At 29.0% G+C, this 255-nt stretch carries 1 protein-coding gene; it reads right to left on the bottom strand.

Going from position 1 to position 255, the window contains the following annotated elements:
- Nucleotides 1-255 (bottom strand): aminoacyl--tRNA ligase-related protein (locus ACF91D_RS32415; protein WP_327621137.1); only part of this gene is annotated, 255 nt, incomplete at both ends.

Here is a 255-nt window from a genome sequence, read left to right as displayed (position 1 = left end):
CATCTGGTCGTGTAGATAATTCAATTTCATAATCAAATCCAAAGATTGTATATACTTTATCAATTAAATTAAGAACATTAAGAATTTCACTTTCTATTTGTTTTTTATTTATATAGATATGGGCGTCATCTTGATTAAATGTCCTTACTCTAAACAGTCCATTTAAAGATCCACTCAGTTCATGTCTATGCACTTGACCAAATTCAGCCATGCGAATAGGTAAATCTCTGTAGGAATGATGTTCATTTTTATAAA

The sequence above is a fragment of the Staphylococcus sp. 231237_7MaSpsaltlick genome (assembly GCF_043107035.1).
This window is presented reverse-complemented; position numbering and strand designations above follow the sequence as displayed.